We start from the raw sequence: 16,545 nt of genomic DNA on the forward strand, positions 1-16,545 counted from the left end.
ATGAGGAATTACGTTGCACTTCTGCTTGTCGGGCTCATGGCGCTGGCATGTGCAAAAAGTAAAACAGGGGCGCCAGCTGTGAAGGCTGGCGCTTCCAAAGGCCGCAGGGCCGAAGTATTGTTCCTGGGGCACAACAGCAAGCACCACGATTCGGGCAAGTATGCGCCCTGGCTGTCGATCAAGCTGTTTAAAAGCGGCATTAACATGTCGTACACGACCAATCCGAACGATATCAACCCTGAGAACCTTGCGAAATACGACGGGCTGATCATCTACGCCAACCACGATTCACTCTCGCCGTCGCAGGAAAGCGCCATGAAAGCATTCGTAGAAGGTGGAAAAGGGCTTATCCCGATCCATTCGGCATCCGGATGTTTCCGCAATTCGACCTGGTATATCAAAACCATCGGCGGCCAGTTTGCCTCCCACAAAACGGGTACATTCAAAAACACCATTCTAAAACCGGAACACCAGGTCATGAAGGGCATTACCGCCTTTGAGACCTGGGATGAAACTTACGTCCATAAAAACCTGAACCCCGACAAGATCGTCCTGGGCGAGCGGGTGGAAGGCGACGTACACGAGCCTTACACGTGGGTGCGCAACGAGGGCAAAGGCCGTGTATTTTACACCGCTTACGGCCACGAGGATAGCACCTGGACGAACAAAGGCTTCCTCGACCTCGTCAGAAACGGCGTGCTATGGGCCGTGGGAGACCGGGTACAGGCGCAAATAGCGGCACTGAACCTGCCTGACGTGGACATTTACAATTCAGATACTATTTCACATTATACCAAACGGCACGTGGTGCCTAAAATGCAGGAATCGCTTTCACCAGCCGAATCCAACAAGCTGACGCAGATCCCGCCGGATTTTGAAATACAACTATTTGCATCGGAACCCGACATTACCAACCCGATCGCCATGTCGTGGGACGAGCGCGGAAGGCTTTGGGTGGTGGAGTCGGTCGATTATCCCAACACATTCAAGGAAACCGACGGCGCTTCCAACGACCGCATTAAAATTTGCGAGGATACCAATGGCGACGGCAAGGCTGATAAGTTCACCGTTTTCGCCGACAAGCTGAACATTCCTACCAGCATGGTATTTTCAAATGGCGGCGTGATCGTCTCCATGGCGCCGGATTTCGTGTTTTTGAAAGATACCAACGGCGACGACGTGGCTGATACCCGCGAAGTGATCATGACCGGCTGGGGCAAGAATGATACCCACGCGGGGCCATCGAACCTGCAATATGGTTTTGATAACAAAATCTGGGGTGTATTGGGCTTCTCTGCATTCAACGGAACTATTGATGGCAAGAAGATGAGCTTCTCGCAAGGACTTTATCATTTCAAACCCGACGGAAAAGAGTTTGAGTACCTTGGCAGCAGCAGTAACAACACCTGGGGCCTCGGATTCACGGAGGATAACAATATCTTCCTTTCCACCGCCAACAACACGCACAGCGCATTCTTTTCAATGCCGGGAAGATTAATGCAGCGCACGTTAGGTGAGGAACAACCAACGGTACAAGCCATTCAGAAGATCGACGGGCATTATGATGCACACGCCGTAACACCGAATTTACGCCAGGTAGACGTGGTGGGAGGTTTCACTTCCGCGGCAGGACACCATTTTTATACAGCCAGAAACTACCCGAAAGAATACTGGAACCGCGTCGCATTCGTCACCGAACCGACGATCCGTTTGGTACACAAAGCCATTCTCGAACCGGATGGCGCAGGTTTCAAGGAAAAAGACGGCTGGAACTTCATGGCCAGCTCCGACGAATGGTTCGGCCCGGTGCAAGCGGAAGTAGGCCCCGATGGTGCGGTATGGGTTTCCGATTGGTATAACTTCATTATCCAGCATAATGTGTTCGTACCGGCACAATCGCCCTCGAAGTTCATCTTACCATTTGAAGAGCAGCCGCACGGCCCCGGCAATGCATTCAGCAGCCCTATGCGTGACCTGAACCATGGCCGCATTTACCGGATCGTTTATAAAAACGCCCAAAAAGCGCCTGCATTGAAGCTCTCGAAAGACGACCTGCCGGGACTGGTGGCCGCATTGGAAAACGACAATATGTTCTGGCGTATGACCGCGCAGCGCTTGCTGGTAGAATCGAAGAAACTGTCGGTGCTACCGGATTTGTACAAGATTATTAGTAATCCCAAAGTCGATGAAATTGGCTTGAACAGCCCCGCGGTACACGCATTATGGACATTGCACGGCCTGGGCGCAATGGATGGCTCGAATGCGGAGGCATTGCAGGTCGTAAGTAAAGCATTGACCCACCCGGCAGCCGGCGTGCGCAAAGCAGGGGCGAGCGTGTTGCCGAAGCAGGCGCAAAGTTTTGAAATACTCGAAAAAGGCATGAAAGACGCTAACCTGAACACACGTCTGAGCGTTTTCGTAGCCATCGCAGAGTTACCGGCTTCCGAAAAAGCAGGTGCGGCCATTTACCAGGCTTCGCTTGACGAGCAGAATGCGAAAGATCCATGGCTTTCACGCGCCATTCTCGCAGCGGCTATCCAGCACGAAAAAGGCTTCCTTGCCGCAGCCGGCAAGCAATCGCAGCCATCCGCATTGACGGCACAGGTTACCGAGGCATTGAGCAGGGAAATTTATCCGCTGGGACGAAGAAGCACGCTGCAATTTCCACCGGATGTGACAGGTAAGGAAATTACGATCCGCGCGACCGTCAACAAAGGCCGCGACCGCGCATTGCAGGGTTTCATAGCGGGCCAGGGCGGTAAGGACGGCGGTTACGCGCTTTACATTCAGGACGGCAAGCTGATTATGGCCGTGAAACAGCACGGAATGCTTAGTCAGGCGGCCACCTCTGCTCCGTTACCCGACAAATTCGATGTGGTTGCGAGCCTTACGCAAGGCGGCAACATCCGCATCGAGATCGACGGCAAGGAAGCTGCAACCGGTAAGGCGCATATGCTTTTCAATGCGCCGCTCAGCAACTCGGTGCGTACGGGCGAGGATATGGAAGGCGAGGACAGGATCGGAGAATATGAAGGCCGCTTTGGTTTTGCAGGTAATTTCCAAAAAGCGTCGCTTGAACTCAATCGCCCGAATGAAGGCGGCAGCAATGTAGCTGAACCGAGCAAAACCACTTCAAAAACGGTTGCTTCCAATGCGATGGTGATCGAGCTGAAAGTGGAAAAGGAGATAATGCAGTATGACAAAAAGCTGCTTACTGTGAAAGCGGGGCAGAAGGTGGTGATCAACCTCGAAAACCCCGACGGAATGCAGCACAACCTGTTAATTATCAAACCCGGCACATTGCAAAAAGTAGGTAAGGCCGCCGACGAACTTCTTACTAATCCGAAAGCTGCTGAAATGCAATACGTTCCAAAGATCCCGGAAGTACTGTTCTCGACGAAGCTGGTGAATAGCGAAGAAACCGTCACGTTGGAATTCACGGTGCCCAATGAGCCCGGCGATTACCCGTACGTATGCACATTCCCCGGCCACTGGCGCGGTATGAATGGGATTCTGCGGGTGGTTCGGTGAGAACTCATAAACACTAAACTCATAAACTTAAAACTCAAAAATGACGCATTCAACCTCAAAGCTCATTGCCGCATTATTGCTTCTGTTAGCCATGATTTCCATTAATGCGATGGCGGAAAGCCCCGGAAAGAAAAAGGCGATCCGCGTGCTGCTGGTAGGTGGCGGCGCCTCGCACGATTTCGACCGGTGGTATAAGCAGGAAGATGTGCAAACGCTGCAAAAAGAGGGTCTCGCCACGGTGGAGTACACCAGCGACCCGTCGGCCATTCTGGGCAAACTGAAAGACATCGATGTGCTCTACCTCAGCAACAACCAGCCCATCGCCGACAAGGCCACGCGTGAAGCCATTTTTGCATTCGTGGATGCCGGAAAAGGCCTGGTACTGGCGCATCCCGCACTTTGGTACAACTGGGCCGACTGGCCGGAATACAACCAGAAGCTCGTAGGCGGCGGCTCGAAAGGACATGACAAATACGGGCCGTTCGAAGTTACCATTACCGGAAAGCACCCGGTTACCAAAGGCGTTCCGGCAAGTTTCAAGCTGGATGACGAGTTGTATTACTTCAAACCGGATGCCGCAGGTACGCCGATCGAAGTGCTCGCTACGGCCAAAGCGGAGACTTCGGAGAAGGTTTTCCCAAGCATTTTCATTGTGAAATATCCGAAGGGGAGGATTGTTGGGATCGCATTGGGGCATGATGCCAAATCGCATACGATTGAGCCTTATCAGACTATGTTGAGGAATGCTGTTCAGTGGGCGGCTGGGAAATAAAAGAAAAAGCTCAAATAAGCTCCTTACCAGCAATTCTCAAACAAGCTTTTAATTAACAATGCTCAGACAAGCTCCCTGACTAACTCTTATCCGTCGGTTGAAACCGACGGCAATAGGATTAAAGATGATCATGCATATGCCCCCAGGATGGCACCAATGATCAATACCATTCCCTATAAATCTATTGCCCCGGGCTTTATCCCGGGGATCAGGAGAGAAAGGGGGCAAGAATCAAAAGAGCCATAGGCTCGCAAAGGAAGCAAAACAAATCAATCCATTTCCAACCCCAGGTTTTAACCTGGGGCCAAAGCAAAATCAATCCATTTCTTAACCCCGGGTTTTAACCCGGGGGCTTTAAACAAAACAACAATGAGCGACAAGCAAATCACAGTAGTTATCGTGGGTATGGGTTTCGGGAAGGAGTTTATCCCCATCTATCAAAGCCACCCGAATATCAAGGCGGTGGGGATCTGTACCCGCAGCAAACAAACCCGCGACGAGCTGACAGCCAAGTTCAATCTCGACCCTAACCTCGTTTTCGAGCATTTCGAAGACGTTCCCAAGCGCGACGACGTGGACGCGATACACGTGGTAACGCCCGTCCCCGATCACGCACGCATGACGCTCGCGTCCCTGAATGCCAATAAGCACACCGCCTGCACTATCCCGATGGCGATGACCGTCGAAGATTGCAAAGCCATCGTGGAAGCCAAACGCCGTTCGGGCAAAGTGTATATGATGATGGAAACCGCGCTTTATACCCGCGAATTCCTCTACGGACTGAACCTCGCGCAAACCGGCCAGCTGGGCCGCATTCAGTTTGTGCGCGGCTCGCACATCCAGGATATGAGCATGGATGGCTGGGGCGAGTACTGGAAAGGTTACCCACCGATGCTGAACGGTACCCACGCCATTTCCCCGCTTTTGAAAATCAATAATACCATTGCCGAAACGGTCGTTTGTCACGGCTCGGGCCGGTTGAGTGAAGATCTCGCCAGCCGCTACGGATCGCCTTTCGCGGTTGAAACAGCCACATTTACGTTGCGCGGCTCCGACGTGGTAGCCGAGGCGACCCGCTCGCTTTTTGATGTGGTGCGCCAGTACCGCGAGAGCTACGATGTGTATGGTACCAAAATGTCGTTCGAATGGGAGCAGTTGCAGGATGAGGAGCACGTGATTTTCGATGGTGGCGAGAATGCATCGCGCATCAATGTACCGGATACCGATGAGCTGCTCATCGAACCGATCAAGCATTTCACAAAGCGTGAGAAAATCGACGACCCGAATCACGTTTCGTTCCTTCAAGGCGCTGGTCATGGCGGATCGCACCCGCATTTGGTGCAGGAATTCGTGGCGGCGATTGTCGAAGGCCGCGATTCGGCCGTGGACGCGGCACTGGCTGCCAACTACACCTGCGCCGGCATTTGCGCACACGAGTCGGCCATGAAGGGCGGTATTCGTGTGGATGTGCCGAGTTTTGAAGCGTAATTTATTCCAATAAAAAAGCCAGGCCTCAAAAACCTGGCTTTTTGCTAAAACCTGAATCCCTATGTTATTCGGAGCCAGCACATTCATCTGGGTATCCCCGTTTTCGACAGCCAACATCGACCTGCTCACCAAGGTTAAGAACATGGGCTACGATATCATCGAAATCGCAGTCGAAGACGCCCGCATTATCGATTGGAAGCTCATCAAAGACACCGCCCGCGATCTTGACCTGAAAATCACCATCAGCGGTGCATTCGGTCCGGAACGCGACATTTCCAGCACCGATCCGGCATTCCGCGAGATCGGGAAACAATACATTATCGATTGCATCCGCATAGCCGAACAAATGGACAGCCCGGTTTTCGGCGGGCCCGTATATTCGGCAGTAGGCAAAACGCGCATTGTCTCCGACGAGCAGAAAAAGCAGGAGCGTGCATGGTGTGTGGATATTTTAAAAGAAGTAAGCCAAATCGCCGGGGATTGCGGGGTTACGCTCGGCCTGGAACCCTTGAACCGCTTTGAAACCGATATGGTGAACACCGTCGATCAGGCGTTGTCGATCCTGGACGAGGTGGGAAATCCCAATCTGAAAATCGTGCTCGACACCTTCCATTCCAATATCGAGGAAAAAGATATTCCGGCCACGATCAGGAAAATCGGGAAAGATTTACTTTGTCATGTACAAGGCAACGAAAGCGACCGCGGTACGCCGGGCACCGGCCATCTCGAATGGCAGGGCATTCAGGAGGCGCTTACCGACATCGGCTATGATGGCGCGGTGGTGATCGAAACCTTCGGACAACCTTCCAAAGAACTCGCACGTGCAGCCTGCATCTGGCGACCATTGGCCAACAGCGCCGATGAGCTGGCCGATGAAGGGCTTGCTTTTTACAAGAAACTGTTTGTTCCAACACATTCTACCGTCAATGCGTAAAATCCTGTTTTTTTTCTTGTCAATGATTGGGCTAACGCTGCAAGCGCAGGTACCCGTCGATTTAAAAGGTTTTGACAAGAAAGGCGGCGTCCAGGCGACCGTCAGCGGCGCAATGCTGAACGTCGAATGGCCCGCCGGCAATGCGGAAACCGCCAAAGTTTCCATCGATCTGAATAAAACCAACCCGCTGATCGGCAGCCTGGGCATTGGTACCAAAGAGAAACAATACACGATCGCCCAAAATCTCGATCCGGCCATTATACTTACCGTCGGCAAGCGCGACCTCGTTTCACAGAACGGCTGGAATATTTTCTTTGACAAAACAGCCTACCTGAAATACCAGAGTTACGCCGTGAAGCTCGACAAAACGGACGTCAAAGTGGCCAGCAACGGCTCCCGCACGGAAATTACGGTGAACGGAGCGAAGGCCGGACCGTTTTCGGGCGCCATTCAATTTACATTGTACAATGGCAGTCCGCTCATGAATGTGGCCGCGGTAATGTCTACCAATGTCGATTCGTTAGCCGTGATTTATGACATAGGCCTTACCTCGCGTGAAACGCCCTGGCAGAAGCTTTTCTGGGCCGATACCGAGGATTTTATGCGGAATGTGGCAGTGACCAAAATGGATACGGTCGAAATGATGGCGGTTAAATACCGCACGATCATTGGTCAAGGCAAAGAAGGTAACCTGGCCGTTTTCCCCGCACCGCACCAGTATTTCTATCCGCTGGATAATTGCTATAACCTCGAACACATTTGGTACGGCGAGAATTACCGCAACCTGCTGCCGGGTTTCGGGATCGGCATTCGCCACGATTTGCTCGGCGACCGGCGCTGGGTACCGTGGTTCAATGCACCTCCGGGAACGCAGCAGCGGTACAATTTCTTCTGCCTGCTGAGCCGCGAAAAGGATGGCAAAGTGCTGGAAAATGTGAAGGCATTTACGCATTCGGACAAGTATGAGCCGATTCCAGGCTACTATACGATGTCGAGTCACTTCCACCAGGAGCATGTGGACGACGTGCTCACGCGCAAGCCGCTGCCGGATATGCCGGGTTTTGTGAAAGCATTCCGTAATACGGGCTTGAACATTGTGCATCTGGCCGAATTCCATGGTCCGGGGAGCCCGCGAGGGCCGGAAGCGAAGCGCTGGCCGGAATTGAAAATGATGTTTGCGGAGTGCGAACGATTATCAGGCGGCAACTTTCTGCTATTGCCCGGCGAGGAGCCTAACAATTTCTTTGGCGGCCACTGGATGAATATCTTTCCCAAACCGGTTTACTGGCTGATGTCGCGCGAGAAAGACCAGCCATTTGTAGAAGACCATCCCGAGTACGGCAAGGTTTACCGCATTGGCAACAAGGAGGAAATGCAGAAACTGCTCGAAATGGAAAACGGTCTCGCGTGGACTGCGCACGCACGCACGAAGGGCTCTACCGGCTTTCCCGACAAGCAAAAGGACGAAGCATTCTACAAATCCGACCATTTCCTCGGCGCCGCCTGGAAAGCGATGCCGGCCGATTTGTCGCAGCCCAAGCTCGGTAAACGCGTCCTCGACCTGATGGACGATATGGCCAACTGGGGCTATAAAAAGAATGTACTAGCCGAAGCAGATCTGTTCCGCATTGAGCCTAATTATGAATTGTATGGCCATTTGAATGTCAATTACCTGCAACTCGACGAGCTTCCAAAATTCGAGGACGGCTGGCAGCCGGTACTAGATGCGATGCGGAAAGGCAAATTCTTCGTCACCACCGGCGAAGTGCTCATCCCGGCATTTAAAGTGAATAATGCAGCCGTTGGTGAAACCGCTAAGCCTGATGCGAAAGGTAATGTGGAAATCGCCCTCGACGCCAAATGGACATTTCCGCTCAACCGCGCGGAAGTGATCTCCGGTGACGGCAAGGAAGTGTTCCACGACATTATTAATTTGAACGACACACAAGCATTCGGTCAGAAAAACTTTAAGTTTACCCAAAATATGAAAGGCCGGAAATGGCTGCGGGTTGAACTTTGGGATGTAGCGGCCAACGGCGCATTCACGCAGATCATCTGGCTTGAATAACGTTATCAAACCGAAACAAGAATGATCAAACCACTCTTATCACTGCTATTACCACTCATTTTGACGCCTCCGGGCCCCGGCGGCCCGGGACCAGGCGACAAGGAGTACAAGAACCCCGTTTTCGAACCCATTCTCGCCGATCCGACGGTCGTGAAGGGCGACGATAGCTACTTTTACGCTTACGGTACGCAGGACGACTGGGGCGATGGCAACGGCTCACGGCTGGTACCCATTGTCCGTTCGAAAGACCTCGTGCATTGGGATTTCGTCAAGGAAGCATTTACTACTAAGCCCGCCTGGAAGGAAAAAGGCGGCATTTGGGCGCCGGACGTGGTGAAAGTGAATGGCAAATACTACATGTATTACGCTTACTCGACCTGGGGCGATGTGAATCCGGGTGTAGGGTTGGCGATCGCGGATTCGCCTGCGGGCCCGTTCGTCGATCAGGGAAAGTTGTTCAATAGCGCGGATGTAGAAGTGCCAAACTCGATCGATCCGTTTTATCTCGAAGCGGATGGTAAAAAATATGTTTTCTGGGGCAGTTTCAGCGATAAGCCTACGCAGGGAACTTACGGTGTGGAACTGTCGGCCGATGGCAAATCGGTCACCGATCTTTCGAAGAAATTCAAACTAGCAGCCGGAGATTTCGAAGCGGTAATGATCCAGAAAAAAGGGGATTACTACTACTTTTTAGGTTCGAAGGAAAGTTGTTGCGAGTTCGAGAAAAGTAAATACCATATTCGCGTGGGCCGTTCTAAATCTATTTTCGGGCCGTTTCTCGACCAGGAGGGCAAGGATTTGAAGGAACGCGGTGCGGGTACGATCCTCCTGCACGGAAATGACGCATATGCAGGGCCAGGGCATAATGCACGCTGGATAACCGACGACGCCGGTACGGACTGGCTGCTTTACCACGCGATCAGCAAGGCTGAGCCCAGGGTATCCACCGGCACCAATCGTCGTGTGTTAATGCTGGATAAACTGACCTGGAAAAATGGCTGGCCGGAAATTTCTAATGCACAACCAAGCTTAGAAAACCAGCCCGCGCCTCTTTTTAAATAACGAAACCAATTCTAAACACCTGATGAAATTGTTAAAAACGACGATCTGGGCTGTTGCGGCCTGCCTCATGTTGCAGAACTGCGCCAAGAAAGCCGACGAGAAAAAAGAAGAAGCTCCGGCACAGGAGCAAGCTGCTGGTCGCGAAATATGGACCAAGGAGCAAGCCAAGGAATGGTATGCCAAACAGGGCTGGCTCGTAGGAGCCGATTTCCTCCCGAGCACGGCTATCAACCAGCTTGAAATGTTCCAGGCGGAATCATTTGATACCGCTACCATCGACAAAGAGCTCGGTTGGGCGCAGAACATCGGCATGAATACCATGCGCGTATACCTGCACGATTTGCTTTATCAGCAAGATTCCGCCGGCTTTATCAAACGCCTCGACACATTCCTGGACATTACGAAAAAGCACAACATCAAACCGGTACTCGTGTTGTTCGATTCGTGCTGGGACCCGTTCCCGAAACTGGGCAAGCAGCGCGATCCTAAGCCGGGCGTGCATAACTCCGGCTGGGTTCAGAATCCAGGTTTCGACGCGTTGAAAGACAGTACGCAATACCCGCGTCTGGAAAGATATGTAAAAGGCACCGTCGCCGCATTCGCGAACGACGACCGCGTGCTGATGTGGGATATCTGGAACGAGCCGGATAACACCAACAACAGCTCGTACGGAAAGGTAGAACTGCCCAAGAAAGTGGATTATGTATTGCCATTGATGGTGAAATCCTTTGAATGGGCGCGTTCGGTGAACCCATCGCAACCATTATCGTCGGGCGTATGGGCAGGCGACTGGTCGGCACCTGAAAAGCTGAAACCAATCGAAAAAGCACAAATCGAGGAGTCGGATGTGATCACATTCCACAACTACGAAAACGCGCAGGAATTTGAGAAGCGCATTAAGTGGCTTGAACCTTACGGTCGTCCATTGATCTGCACCGAATACATGTCGCGCGGAAACGGCAGCTTCTTTGAAACTTCTTTGCCCGTTGCGAAGAAATACAACGTAGGCGCCATCAACTGGGGCCTCGTAGACGGCAAATCCCAAACCATTTACCCATGGGACAGCTGGAAAAAGACCTATACCAAAGAACCAGACCTGTGGTTCCACGATATTTTCAGAAAAGACGGCACGCCCTACAAGCAGGCTGAGGTGGATTTGATTAAGAAGTTGACTGCTGCTAAATAGAAGTGATTTAAAAATCAAACGGTACAAACGCCCTGCTTTTCCTATGGAGAGCAGGGCGTTTGCTATTTCCCTAACTGCTGTAAGAGAACTGACAAATTCAGCTGCGGCACTGCCTCCAATAATTTTGCTTTCTTCGCCTCAATAGCATCCTCAACAGTGGCATATTCGCCAATAATTCCATTTGGATGCGATACTGATGGCCGCTTTTTCTTTTTTTCGATTTTAACACAGGAATTGCTCATGTTGACAAAGATTTGATGGTTACAAAAAAGGCCCGGTAAGATTGGTTGATTTGGAATGGCTCGTGTCTCCCATTATCGCATCGAACTCCCCAAATTAAGTATCTATCAAGAAAACGATCCAGGTATTTGGAAATGGCAATTCGGTACAGTCTTGTTTTTGCTGCTGTATTTCCTTGAAATGCGACCAGAGCTCTGGGGTTATTGTTGAGAAACTGTTCAATGGTCCTGTAAACAGTCGTTAAATTCTTGATCATATCTCCATTGTTACTTCGGCTTTCTGCTGAAATTGAACCATCTTCCTCAATATCCCCGAGAAGCAACGAATACAAAAAAGGGACGTCCAACTCATAAAATATGATAGCCTTTTCAATAATCGTAGACCCGATGCTGACGTAGTCAAACCTATACCCATCCCATAGTGATTCGACAATGTAATAAGATTGTTCCATAGCATAGTGGTGTTTTCTCCCCAACATTACAAATTCCAATCCACCCTCTCCAAATCCGATTATCAGCCGGTTACATTATTTTCAAAAGCGCCTTTTCAGGTAAACTTTCAATTTTCAACCGGTGAAATCGCCTTGAATGAATATCTTCACAACCGGAATTCTTAACCCCAACCTTATGAAATTAAAGTACTCGTTTCTGGCGTCGTGGCTGATCGCGGCGGTGATGCTTTTGCCGTTTATTACGCAGGCACAGAGAAAACAATCCAAACCCAATGTCATCTTCATTTACGCCGACGATGTCGGTTACGGCGACCTGAGTGCTTACGGCGCCACGAAAATCAGTACCCCGAATCTGGACCGGCTGGCGAAGGAGGGCATTCGATTCACGAACGCGCATGCGAGCTCGGCTACGTGTACGCCCTCGCGCTTCGCGCTCATGACGGGCAAGTATCCCTGGCGACAGAAAGGTACGGGTGTGCTTCCCGGTGATGCGTCGCTGATCATCCCGACGAATCAGCTTACATTACCGGCCGTTTTTCAAAATGCGGGTTATAAAACCGGTTCGGTCGGCAAGTGGCACCTTGGCCTGGGCGAAACCAATAAGACAATCAATTGGAATAAACCCATTACCAAAGGCCCGAACGAGGTCGGTTTCGATTATGCATTCTTTTTTCCGGCGACGTCGGACCGCGTGCCAACGGTGTTTGTGGAAAATCATGATGTGCAGGACCTCGATCCGAACGATCCTATCGAAGTGGATTATAGTAAAAAGATCGGCACCGAGCCCACCGGACTTGAAAACCCGGACTTGCTGAAATTGCCCGCCTCACTCAATCACGGGCATAACAATACGATTGTGAACGGTATCGGCCGTATCGGCTGGATGACGGGCGGCAAGCAAACCCGCTGGACCGACGAGGAGATTGCGCACGTTTTCCTGAGCAAGGCCGAGCAATTCATCGAGGACAATAGCAAGAGCCCATTCTTCCTCTATTTCTCGCTCAACGACATTCACGTGCCCCGCATGCCGAGCACGCAGTTCAAAGGCAAAAGTAAAATGGGCCTGCGTGGCGACGTGATCCTGCAAATGGACTGGACCGTAGGCGAGATTCTGAAAAAACTCGACGAGCTCAAAATCGCGGAAAATACGCTCGTGATCTTTTCTAGTGATAACGGCCCCGTACTCGACGACGGCTATGCCGACCGCGCCGTAGAGCTGGCGAAAGGCCACAGCGCCGCCGGTCCGCTGCGCGGCGGCAAATACAGCGCATTCGAAGGCGGTACCCGAGTGCCCTGGCTGGCGCGCTGGCCGCAGGCGATCAAGCCGGGTACAGTTTCGGATGCATTGATTTGCCAGATCGATATGATGGCTTCATTTGCCCATTTTTTCCAGCAAAAGGTAGAAAGTGAGGAGGGGGTGGATAGTTTTAACATGATGGATGCCATGCTTGGGAAAAGCAATACCGGCCGCAGTTGGCTAATTAAACAGGGTGGGGCATTGTCGATTACGCAAGGTAGCTGGAAATACATCGAGCCGCGAGAGGGCAAGGCGGTGGCTGAATTGACTGGTATCGAGACGGGGGCCAATCCGAAGCCGCAGTTGTATGATTTGAGTAAGGATATGGGGGAGAAAAACAATGTGGCTGATAAGTATCCGGCCAAAGTGAAGGCTATGGCGGCTGAGCTTGAAAAGGTTCGGGAGGCAGGTCGGAGCCATTGACTTCAAAAAAATATTCTACAACCTGTTACCATTCCAACAACTCTACGTCTAAAAGCATAAACTACTAACTGGTTTATGCTAAAAAGATACTTTACCTCCGCACTAGCGCTGCTGGCGTCCCTTGCCGGCAGCGCCCAAACCACCTTCTTTCACCAGGATTTCAGCCAAACCACCGGCCTGATCAACCCGCAGCCCGACACCTCGCAGTTCAGCCACGTCATTCTCACAGCGCCCGCGCTTTCTTACCACAAATTCCACAAGGGCTACATGGAACTCACACGCACCCGGCTCGATTCGTTAACGGGTGGCATTATACGTGCCATGCGCGCCACGCCATTCAGTCCGAATCCTGAGACGCTGATTGTTCGCATCACGCTCAGCGTGGAAGGCGTTCAGGCGCCTGCTTTGAATGCCATGTACTTTTACATCGGCGAGGACTTCAACCCGGTCAACAATTCATTCCCCGGCAATGGGTTGATGTTTGCGAAATGTGCTATCAACTTTCTCGAAGACGGTTTCAATATCAAAGACCTGGAAACGCGGCAGGTAAGCAAAACGTATGCTGAAAAGAAGCAAGTAACTCTCACCTGGGTGCTGAACAACTCTGCGGTACCATTGGAGTATCACATTAATCCAACTTCTCCCGAAGAAACCGCACAGCCCGGTACCTATGATCTTTGGGTTGGCAATGAGCCGGTTGCCCGCAATGCCAACGCCTACCCCGGCACATCGGCCTATTCCAAAACCAAACTTTCCAATTTCGAAATGCGCTTCCGGAACGGCGTCGGCAAATTCCGGATCGATGAAATCAGGATCGACGACGGGAAACCGCAACCGGTTGTGGAAAATGCATTCGTGGCTCCGAATCCCGCTCGGAAAGACCGTATCGCGCTCTCAGGAAAAGGGGTTAATGCAGCCTCGGTTCGTCTGATCGGTGTAAATGGCAAGGTACTACCTTTGAAAACGGTGATCGACGGGCCGGATAAGTTGTTGCTGAAACCGCTCAGTCCGCCCGCTTCGGGCATGCACATTTTACAGCTGCAACACCAGAACGGTAAGTATCAGGTACTTAAATTGATGATCGAGTAGGAATGCTGATAGGACGATAACCTGATTCAATTAAACTAATCTTGTAAAATAAATTGAGTTTGCGGTTAAGTTTGATTTAATTAGGCGTCCCTTTCAACAAGTTATGAATTCGAAGTCCTCTTTTCCGGAAGATCGCGTGCTCTGGCAGGATTTCCTGGCAGGCGAGGTACGTGCATTCGAAAAGCTGATGTCGGATAATTTCCGGCTGCTTTTCCGGTACGGAAGCAAGTTTTCCAAAGACCGTGAGCTGGTAAAGGACAGCATTCAGGACCTGTTTTTGATATTGTGGGAAAAAAGGGATAACCTCAACCCCGATGCGGCCGTGAAGCCGTACCTGATGGCCTCGCTCCGGCGCCTCATGCACAGGCATGTGTCCTCGCGCACGTGGGTAGGCGGGGAAGCATTGCAGGAAGAGGACGATTATTTCGAAATCGAATTTTCCGTCGAGGACGATTACATCCGCAACGAAGCCACGCATTCCCGCACGCACCATTTGCAGCAGCTCATCAATGCATTGCCCCGCCGGCAAAAGGAAGTGGTGTACCTCAAATTCTTCCAGGAGCTCAGCCGTGAGCAGATCGCCGAGGTCATGGCCGTATCGCCGCAGACGGTTTCCAACCTGCTTCAAATCGCGATCCGGCATTTGAAAGCGCATTGGAAAGCGGAATTCCTTATATTTTTTCTGCTGCATTTTCTATTCTAATCCGCAGATCATCAGCTCCCCTGTTAGTTTTTATTCTTTTTTGAAGAAATAATTTAAAAATTGTTGGTATCCGGTACCGGGCCTCGTCTATACTCATTTAGACACAATGAACTGGTATGGACCGCTACAACGATTTTTCCGTCGAAGACTTTGTCTGGGACGATTTCTTTCGCCAATGGACACTGTCGCCCACCCCTGAAACCGACGCTCTCTGGGACGACTGGATCGACGCCAACCCCGAAATGCTCGAAAAAGTGGAGCAAGCGAAGGCCATTGTGCTTTCCCTGCGCCTGCACGAGCCGGAGATCGACGACGCGGAGATCAGCCAGGTCGTGAAGCAGACTGTCGGCCGCATTACCGAAGTCAATGAGGAAACTGGCCGTACTTCCCGCCGGCTGGTACCGGCATTCTCCATTCCCTGGATGCAGTTTGCGGCCTCGGTGGCATTCATTGTACTGGCCGGATGGGCGGTGTATTCGGTCATGATCAAACAGGAGGAAAAGCCGCAGCTCGGGCAGCAGGACAGCATTATCGCGCCCAGCAATGCATTGAAGGAAACCATCAATTCAACCGATAAAACCATTGAACTCGCATTGGCCGACGGCAGCAAGATCAGCCTCGCGCCGAAAGGCCGCATTCGTTATCCCGAGCGGTTCGATGGCGAGCGACGGGAGGTTTTTCTGGAAGGAGAGGCGTTTTTCGACATTGCCAAAGATCCCGAGCATCCTTTCCTGGTGTATGCCAATGGTTTGGTCACGAAAGTATTGGGTACCAGTTTTCGTATCAAAGCTTATGGCGATTCGCGTGAGGTGACCGTGGAGGTGAAAACCGGAAAAGTGTCGGTATTTGCGCAGTCGGACCCGCATTTGAAAGAGAAAGTAGCGGACAAACAGTTCCAGGGCGTGATACTTACCCCGAACCAGAAGATCATCTTCGCCCGCAACGAGGTCAAAATGGTTAAAACATTGGTCGAAAAGCCTGAAATGGTCGTATCCAAAGCCGAAATCCCCCAATTTGAATTCGAAGACACACCGGCCAGCGACGTTTTCAACACCATTGCCAGGGCTTATGGCATCGATATTCTTTACGACGAGGGATTATTGAAAGACTGCCCGCTTACCGCGCGCCTCGATAACCAGACATTACACGACAAGCTCAATATCATCTGCAAGGCCGTGGAATCCAGCTACGAGATCGTCGACGGCCAGGTTGTCATCCACAGCAAAGGATGCAGGAATTAACCCAAAACCATCACGTAACCCTTTAACCCAGAACTAAAAAACAGAAAGCTTATCCCAAAA

Annotated in this window: 13 protein-coding genes; 11 read left to right on the forward strand and 2 right to left on the reverse strand. The window is 51.5% G+C overall.

The window, feature by feature from the left end; genetic code table 11:
* The 7 genes from BLQ88_RS24305 to BLQ88_RS24335 all read left to right on the forward strand — a co-directional run bounded on the left by BLQ88_RS24305 (position 1) and on the right by BLQ88_RS24335 (position 11,041).
* A complete protein-coding gene (locus BLQ88_RS24305; RefSeq protein ID WP_090155341.1) occupies positions 1 to 3,531 on the forward strand; it encodes a PVC-type heme-binding CxxCH protein in 3,531 nt (1,176 codons plus the stop codon).
* Between the two features lie 40 nt (positions 3,532 to 3,571).
* Positions 3,572 to 4,303 (forward strand): ThuA domain-containing protein, encoded by a 732-nt coding sequence (locus BLQ88_RS24310; RefSeq protein WP_090155343.1) that lies wholly within the window; start codon positions 3,572 to 3,574, stop codon positions 4,301 to 4,303.
* Positions 4,304 to 4,672: 369 nt separating this feature from the next.
* Positions 4,673 to 5,791, forward strand: coding sequence for a Gfo/Idh/MocA family protein (locus BLQ88_RS24315; RefSeq protein WP_090155345.1), 1,119 nt, complete (start codon positions 4,673 to 4,675; stop codon positions 5,789 to 5,791).
* A 61-nt stretch (positions 5,792 to 5,852) separates the two neighbouring features.
* Positions 5,853 to 6,725, forward strand: a complete 873-nt coding sequence (locus tag BLQ88_RS24320; protein WP_090155347.1) for a sugar phosphate isomerase/epimerase family protein — start codon at positions 5,853 to 5,855, stop codon at positions 6,723 to 6,725.
* Positions 6,726 to 6,747: 22 nt separating this feature from the next.
* Positions 6,748 to 8,793 carry a CehA/McbA family metallohydrolase domain-containing protein gene (locus tag BLQ88_RS24325; RefSeq protein WP_229212835.1) on the forward strand — a complete coding sequence of 682 codons (2,046 nt, stop codon included), beginning with the start codon at positions 6,748 to 6,750 and terminating at the stop codon, positions 8,791 to 8,793.
* A gap of 21 nt (positions 8,794 to 8,814) precedes the next feature.
* Entirely contained in the window at positions 8,815 to 9,855 is a 1,041-nt protein-coding gene (locus tag BLQ88_RS24330) for a family 43 glycosylhydrolase (RefSeq protein WP_090155351.1), read from the forward strand.
* A gap of 22 nt (positions 9,856 to 9,877) precedes the next feature.
* The gene (locus tag BLQ88_RS24335) at positions 9,878 to 11,041 is read left to right on the forward strand and encodes a cellulase family glycosylhydrolase (RefSeq protein WP_090155353.1); all 1,164 of its coding nucleotides are present in this window, start codon (positions 9,878 to 9,880) and stop codon (positions 11,039 to 11,041) included.
* Positions 11,042 to 11,103: 62 nt separating this feature from the next.
* Here BLQ88_RS24335 and BLQ88_RS24340 read toward each other — a convergent pair whose 3' ends face one another.
* Together BLQ88_RS24340 and BLQ88_RS24345 are read right to left on the reverse strand one after the other, a co-directional pair.
* On the reverse strand, positions 11,104 to 11,283 hold the full coding sequence (locus BLQ88_RS24340; RefSeq protein ID WP_090155355.1) for a hypothetical protein: 180 nt from the start codon (positions 11,281 to 11,283) through the stop codon (positions 11,104 to 11,106).
* Complete coding sequence (locus BLQ88_RS24345) at positions 11,280 to 11,732, reverse strand: DUF6934 family protein (RefSeq protein WP_143016919.1); 453 nt, start codon at positions 11,730 to 11,732, stop codon at positions 11,280 to 11,282. Before BLQ88_RS24345 ends, BLQ88_RS24340 begins: the two co-directional genes overlap by 4 nt.
* A gap of 175 nt (positions 11,733 to 11,907) precedes the next feature.
* Here BLQ88_RS24345 and BLQ88_RS24350 point away from each other — a divergent pair, with 175 nt between their 5' ends.
* From BLQ88_RS24350 to BLQ88_RS24365, 4 genes are all read left to right on the forward strand, one after another.
* Positions 11,908 to 13,452, forward strand: a complete 1,545-nt coding sequence (locus BLQ88_RS24350) for a sulfatase family protein (RefSeq protein WP_090155469.1) — start codon at positions 11,908 to 11,910, stop codon at positions 13,450 to 13,452.
* Between the two features lie 75 nt (positions 13,453 to 13,527).
* A complete protein-coding gene (locus BLQ88_RS24355) occupies positions 13,528 to 14,541 on the forward strand; it encodes a T9SS type A sorting domain-containing protein (protein WP_090155358.1) in 1,014 nt (337 codons plus the stop codon).
* A 103-nt stretch (positions 14,542 to 14,644) separates the two neighbouring features.
* Positions 14,645 to 15,244 (forward strand): RNA polymerase sigma factor, encoded by a 600-nt coding sequence (locus tag BLQ88_RS24360; RefSeq protein ID WP_090155360.1) that lies wholly within the window; start codon positions 14,645 to 14,647, stop codon positions 15,242 to 15,244.
* Positions 15,245 to 15,360: 116 nt separating this feature from the next.
* Positions 15,361 to 16,485, forward strand: coding sequence for a FecR family protein (locus BLQ88_RS24365; protein ID WP_090155362.1), 1,125 nt, complete (start codon positions 15,361 to 15,363; stop codon positions 16,483 to 16,485).
* Positions 16,486 to 16,545: the final 60 nt, after the last annotated feature.

This window comes from Dyadobacter soli (assembly GCF_900101885.1).
GTDB classification, from domain to species: Bacteria; Bacteroidota; Bacteroidia; order Cytophagales; family Spirosomataceae; genus Dyadobacter; species Dyadobacter soli.

What these genes read in the sequence shown, in the direction of transcription:
- BLQ88_RS24305 (WP_090155341.1), top strand. Translation starts at nt 1, where the DNA reads ATGAGGAATTACGTTGCACTTCTGCTTGTCGGGCTCATGGCGCTGGCA.
- BLQ88_RS24310 (WP_090155343.1), top strand. Translation starts at nt 3,572, where the DNA reads ATGACGCATTCAACCTCAAAGCTCATTGCCGCATTATTGCTTCTGTTA.
- BLQ88_RS24315 (WP_090155345.1), top strand. Translation starts at nt 4,673, where the DNA reads ATGAGCGACAAGCAAATCACAGTAGTTATCGTGGGTATGGGTTTCGGG.
- BLQ88_RS24320 (WP_090155347.1), top strand. Translation starts at nt 5,853, where the DNA reads ATGTTATTCGGAGCCAGCACATTCATCTGGGTATCCCCGTTTTCGACA.
- BLQ88_RS24325 (WP_229212835.1), top strand. Translation starts at nt 6,748, where the DNA reads ATGATTGGGCTAACGCTGCAAGCGCAGGTACCCGTCGATTTAAAAGGT.
- BLQ88_RS24330 (WP_090155351.1), top strand. Translation starts at nt 8,815, where the DNA reads ATGATCAAACCACTCTTATCACTGCTATTACCACTCATTTTGACGCCT.
- BLQ88_RS24335 (WP_090155353.1), top strand. Translation starts at nt 9,878, where the DNA reads ATGAAATTGTTAAAAACGACGATCTGGGCTGTTGCGGCCTGCCTCATG.
- BLQ88_RS24340 (WP_090155355.1), bottom strand. Translation starts at nt 11,283, where the DNA reads ATGAGCAATTCCTGTGTTAAAATCGAAAAAAAGAAAAAGCGGCCATCA.
- BLQ88_RS24345 (WP_143016919.1), bottom strand. Translation starts at nt 11,732, where the DNA reads ATGGAACAATCTTATTACATTGTCGAATCACTATGGGATGGGTATAGG.
- BLQ88_RS24350 (WP_090155469.1), top strand. Translation starts at nt 11,908, where the DNA reads ATGAAATTAAAGTACTCGTTTCTGGCGTCGTGGCTGATCGCGGCGGTG.
- BLQ88_RS24355 (WP_090155358.1), top strand. Translation starts at nt 13,528, where the DNA reads ATGCTAAAAAGATACTTTACCTCCGCACTAGCGCTGCTGGCGTCCCTT.
- BLQ88_RS24360 (WP_090155360.1), top strand. Translation starts at nt 14,645, where the DNA reads ATGAATTCGAAGTCCTCTTTTCCGGAAGATCGCGTGCTCTGGCAGGAT.
- BLQ88_RS24365 (WP_090155362.1), top strand. Translation starts at nt 15,361, where the DNA reads ATGGACCGCTACAACGATTTTTCCGTCGAAGACTTTGTCTGGGACGAT.